The following is a 5254-nucleotide window of genomic DNA, read 5'->3' as shown; positions in this document are numbered from 1 at the left end:
TCATGGAGAGTTTGATCCTGGCTCAGGATGAACGCTGGCTGCGTGCTTAACACATGCAAGTCGAACGATGATGACCGGGCTTGCCTGGTCTGATTAGTGGCGAACGGGTGAGTAACACGTGAGTAACCTGCCCCTCACTTCGGGATAACCTCGGGAAATCGTGGCTAATACCGGATATGAACTTCTACCGCATGGTGGTTGTTGGAAAGTTTTTCGGTGAGGGATGGACTCGCGGCCTATCAGTTTGTTGGTGAGGTAATGGCTCACCAAGACGATGACGGGTAGCCGGCCTGAGAGGGCGACCGGCCACACTGGGACTGAGACACGGCCCAGACTCCTACGGGAGGCAGCAGTGGGGAATATTGCACAATGGGCGGAAGCCTGATGCAGCGACGCAGCGTGAGGGATGACTGCCTTCGGGTTGTAAACCTCTTTCAGTAGGGAAGAAGCGAAAGTGACGGTACCTGCAGAAGAAGCGCCGGCTAACTACGTGCCAGCAGCCGCGGTAATACGTAGGGCGCAAGCGTTATCCGGAATTATTGGGCGTAAAGAGCTTGTAGGTGGCTTGTCGCGTCTGCCGTGAAAACCCGAGGCTCAACCTCGGGCGTGCGGTGGGTACGGGCAGGCTAGAGTGTGGTAGGGGAGACTGGAACTCCTGGTGTAGCGGTGAAATGCGCAGATATCAGGAAGAACACCGATGGCGAAGGCAGGTCTCTGGGCCATTACTGACACTGAGAAGCGAAAGCATGGGTAGCGAACAGGATTAGATACCCTGGTAGTCCATGCCGTAAACGTTGGGCACTAGATGTGGGGGACATTCCACGTTTTCCGCGTCGTAGCTAACGCATTAAGTGCCCCGCCTGGGGAGTACGGCCGCAAGGCTAAAACTCAAAGGAATTGACGGGGGCCCGCACAAGCGGCGGAGCATGCTGATTAATTCGATGCAACGCGAAGAACCTTACCAAGGCTTGACATGGACCGGACGGCTGCAGAAATGTGGCTTTCTTCGGACTGGTTCACAGGTGGTGCATGGTTGTCGTCAGCTCGTGTCGTGAGATGTTGGGTTAAGTCCCGCAACGAGCGCAACCCTCGTTCTATGTTGCCAGCGCGTTATGGCGGGGACTCATAGGAGACTGCCGGGGTCAACTCGGAGGAAGGTGGGGACGACGTCAAATCATCATGCCCCTTATGTCTTGGGCTTCAAGCATGCTACAATGGTCGGTACAATGGGTTGCGAAACTGTGAGGTGGAGCGAATCCCAAAAAGCCGGCCTCAGTTCGGATTGGGGTCTGCAACTCGACCCCATGAAGTCGGAGTCGCTAGTAATCGCAGATCAGCAACGCTGCGGTGAATACGTTCCCGGGCCTTGTACACACCGCCCGTCAAGTCACGAAAGTCGGTAACACCCGAAGCCAGTGGCCCATCCTCGTGAGGGAGCTGTCTAAGGTGGGATTGGTGATTGGGACTAAGTCGTAACAAGGTAGCCGTACCGGAAGGTGCGGCTGGATCACCTCCTTTCTAAGGAGCATAACCATTATGGTTGCCATTTTCCTGCCCGAGTGTGGTGGGGATGGTTGCTCAAGGGTGGAACATCAACGAATAGGCACTTCATCAGCCGGTATGGCTTCTTCAGTACGGCGTCCCTTGTGGGCGTCTGGAACGAGTGGTCTGCTGGAGGGTTCGAGGTGGAAACACGCTATTGGGTTATGAGGCTGCACGCAGTCCCTGTGGTCCTTCGCTTTCGGGTGAGGGGTTGTGGGGTGTGTGGCTGGTCCTCCCTGATCATCCGGGCTGCTTGTGCGGCTGGGTGGTTGGTGTGGGGTTGTTTCTTGAGAACTACATAGTGGACGCGAGCATCATTGTAAGCAATTTTAAAGATTTTGTGTCTTTGTGTGTTGCCTAAGTTTTAAAGGGCGCACGGTGGATGCCTTGGCAAGAAGAGCCGACGAAGGACGTGTGAGTCTGCGAAAAGCCTCGGGGAGTTGACAACAGAGCTGTGATCCGAGGATGTCCGAATGGGGAAACCCACCGCGAGTCATGTCGCGGTACCCGCCACTGAATGTATAGGTGGTGTGGAGGGAACGAGGGGAAGTGAAACATCTCAGTACCCTCAGGAAGAGAAAACAAATAGTGATTCCGTGAGTAGTGGCGAGCGAAATCGGATGAGGCTAAACCCGATCTGTGTGATACCCGGCAGGGGTTGCAGGTTGGGGGTTGTGGGACGTGTCTGAACCGTCTGCCGGCGGTTCGACGTGTACGTGTGTTGGTAGTCGAAGTCGTGTTGAGTGCGACGGCGTAGAGGGTGTGACCCCCGTAGACGAAACTGACATGCGGCGTGACGCTGTTCCCGAGTAACACCGGACCCGTGAAATCTGGTGTGAATCTGCCAGGACCACCTGGTAAGCCTAAATACTACTTCTTGACCGATAGCGGACAAGTACCGTGAGGGAAAGGTGAAAAGCACCCCGGGAGGGGAGTGAAATAGTACCTGAAACCGTGCGCTTACAATCCGTCGGAGCCTTGAGGGGTGACGGCGTGCCTTTTGAAGAATGAGCCTGCGAGTTAGTGGTCGGTGGCGAGGTTAACCCGTGTGGGGTAGCCGTAGCGAAAGCGAGTCTGAACGGGGCGTTCAGTCGCCGGCTCTAGACCCGAAGCGAAGTGATCTATCCATGGGCAGTGTGAAGCGCGGGTAAGACCGCGTGGAGGCGCGAACCCACTTCAGTTGAAAATGGAGGGGATGACCTGTGGATAGGGGTGAAAGGCCAATCAAACTTCGTGATAGCTGGTTCTCCCCGAAATGCATTTAGGTGCAGCGTTGCGTGTTTCGTTCCGGAGGTAGAGCACTGGATAGGCGATGGGCCCCACCGGGTTACTGACCTTAGCCAAACTCCGAATGCCGGAACGTGAGAGCGCAGCAGTGAGACTGTGGGGGATAAGCTTCATGGTCGAGAGGGAAACAGCCCAGAACATCAGCTAAGGCCCCTAAGCGTGTGCTAAGTGGAAAAGGATGTGAAGTTGCTGAGACAACCAGGAGGTTGGCTTAGAAGCAGCCACCCTTGAAAGAGTGCGTAATAGCTCACTGGTCAAGTGATTTTGCGCCGACAATTTAGCGGGGCTCAAGCACACCGCCGAAGCTGTGTCATTCAGACCTTGTGTCTGGATGGGTAGGGGAGCGTCGTGCAGCCAGCGAAGCCGCGGGGGAACCCAGTGGTGGAGGCTGTACGAGTGAGAATGCAGGCATGAGTAGCGAAAGACGGGTGAGAAACCCGTCCGCCGATTGATCAAGGGTTCCAGGGCTAGGTTTATCCGCCCTGGGTTAGTCGGGACCTAAGGCGAGGCCGACAGGCGTAGTCGATGGACATCGGGTTGATATTCCCGAACCGATCGTAGGAGGACCCATACCGAGGCAGTCGATGCTAACCACCCGAGCTTTCCCCATACCCTTCGGGGTGTGGAGGTTGGTGAGGCTGGGAACCAAGGTTGTAGTAGGTCAGCGCGAGGAATGACGCAGAGAGGTAGCTTCCGCGGACTTAATGGAATAGTCCGTCTAAGCGAGCAGCCCGAGCACAGGTAATGCTGTGCCGTATTGGGTGAGACGTGATGGGGATCCCGTATGGGCGTAGGTGAGTGATCCTGTACTGCCAAGAAAAGTTCCAGCGTGACGAATACGGTCGCCCGTACCCTAAACCGACTCAGGTGATCAGGTAGAGAATACCAAGGCGTTCGAGAGAATCGTGGTTAAGGAACTCGGCAAAATGCCCCCGTAACTTCGGGAGAAGGGGGGCCCGAGGAGTGAGAGCTCCGAGGGCCGCAGAGACCAGGGAGAAGCGACTGTTTACTAAAAACACAGGTCCGTGCGAAGTCGTAAGACGCTGTATACGGACTGACGCCTGCCCGGTGCTGGAAGGTTAAGAGGACCGGTTAGATCTTCGGATCGAAGCTGAGAATTTAAGCCCCAGTAAACGGCGGTGGTAACTATAACCATCCTAAGGTAGCGAAATTCCTTGTCGGGTAAGTTCCGACCTGCACGAATGGCGTAACGACTTCTCCACTGTCTCAACCGCGAACTCGGCGAAATTGCATTACGAGTAAAGATGCTCGTTACGCGCAGCAGGACGGAAAGACCCCGGGACCTTTACTATAGTTTGATATTGGTGTTCGGGACGGCTTGTGTAGGATAGGTGGGAGACTTGGAAGCATTCACGCCAGTGAGTGTGGAGTCATTGTTGAAATACCACTCTGGTCGTTCTGGATTCCTAACCTCGGTCCGTGATCCGGATCAGGGACAGTGTCTGATGGGTAGTTTAACTGGGGCGGTTGCCTCCTAAAGAGTAACGGAGGCGCTCAAAGGTTCCCTCAGCCTGGTTGGCAATCAGGTGTTGAGTGTAAGTGCACAAGGGAGCTTGACTGCGAGACAGACATGTCGGGCAGGTGCGAAAGCAGGAACTAGTGATCCGGCACTCCATTGTGGAATGGGTGTCGCTCAACGGATAAAAGGTACCCCGGGGATAACAGGCTGATCTTGCCCAAGAGCTCATATCGACGGCATGGTTTGGCACCTCGATGTCGGCTCGTCGCATCCTGGGGCTGGAGTTGGTCCCAAGGGTTGGGCTGTTCGCCCATTAAAGCGGTACGCGAGCTGGGTTTAGAACGTCGTGAGACAGTTCGGTCCCTATCCGCTGCGCGCGTTGGATATTTGAGAAGTCCTGTCCCTAGTACGAGAGGACCGGGATGGACTGACCTCTGGTGTGCCAGTTGTTCTGCCAAGAGCATGGCTGGTTGGCTACGTCGGGAAGGGATAACCGCTGAAAGCATCTAAGCGGGAAGCCTGCTTCAAGATGAGATATCCATACACCTTCGGGTGTGAGAGGCCCCCAGTAGATGACTGGGTTGATAGGCCAGATGTGGAAGCACGGCAACGTGTGGAGCTGACTGGTACTAATGGCTGATGACTTAACAACACATTTTTTGTTTGCTGCTGTTCGCGTCCACTGTGTGGTTCTGGAGAAACAACTCCTGGACACGTCCGTCCCCGTGGTGGGGTGGGTTGTGTTGAGGGCTGGTTGGGTCTCGCCGTGTTACGGCGGTCATAGCGTCGAGGAAACGCCCGGTTCCATTCCGAACCCGGAAGCTAAGCTCGATTGCGCCGATGGTACTGCACTCGGGAGGGTGTGGGAGAGTAGGTCGCCGCCGGACATCTTTGTGGGAGTGGGAGTGAGCTGGAGACCCGTGAGGGTTTCGCTCCTCCCACTCC

At 55.7% G+C, this 5254-nt stretch carries 3 rRNA genes; all 3 read left to right on the top strand.

Annotated features, from left to right (window positions below):
- Window positions 1-1518 (top strand): 16S ribosomal RNA (locus tag ACT3UL_RS19135).
- A gap of 378 nt (window positions 1519-1896) precedes the next feature.
- A 23S ribosomal RNA gene (locus tag ACT3UL_RS19130) occupies window positions 1897-4961 on the top strand.
- 118 nt (window positions 4962-5079) lie between these two features.
- Window positions 5080-5196: ribosomal RNA gene (gene rrf / locus ACT3UL_RS19125) — 5S ribosomal RNA — on the top strand.
- Together the 16S, 23S and 5S rRNA genes form the textbook arrangement of a ribosomal RNA operon.
- Window positions 5197-5254: the final 58 nt, after the last annotated feature.

This window comes from Brachybacterium sp. 107 (genome assembly GCF_052379725.1).
Lineage (GTDB): Bacteria > Actinomycetota > Actinomycetes > Actinomycetales > Dermabacteraceae > Brachybacterium.
The sequence above is the reverse complement of the archived record's forward strand: the minus strand, read 5'-3'. Positions and strand labels throughout refer to the sequence as shown.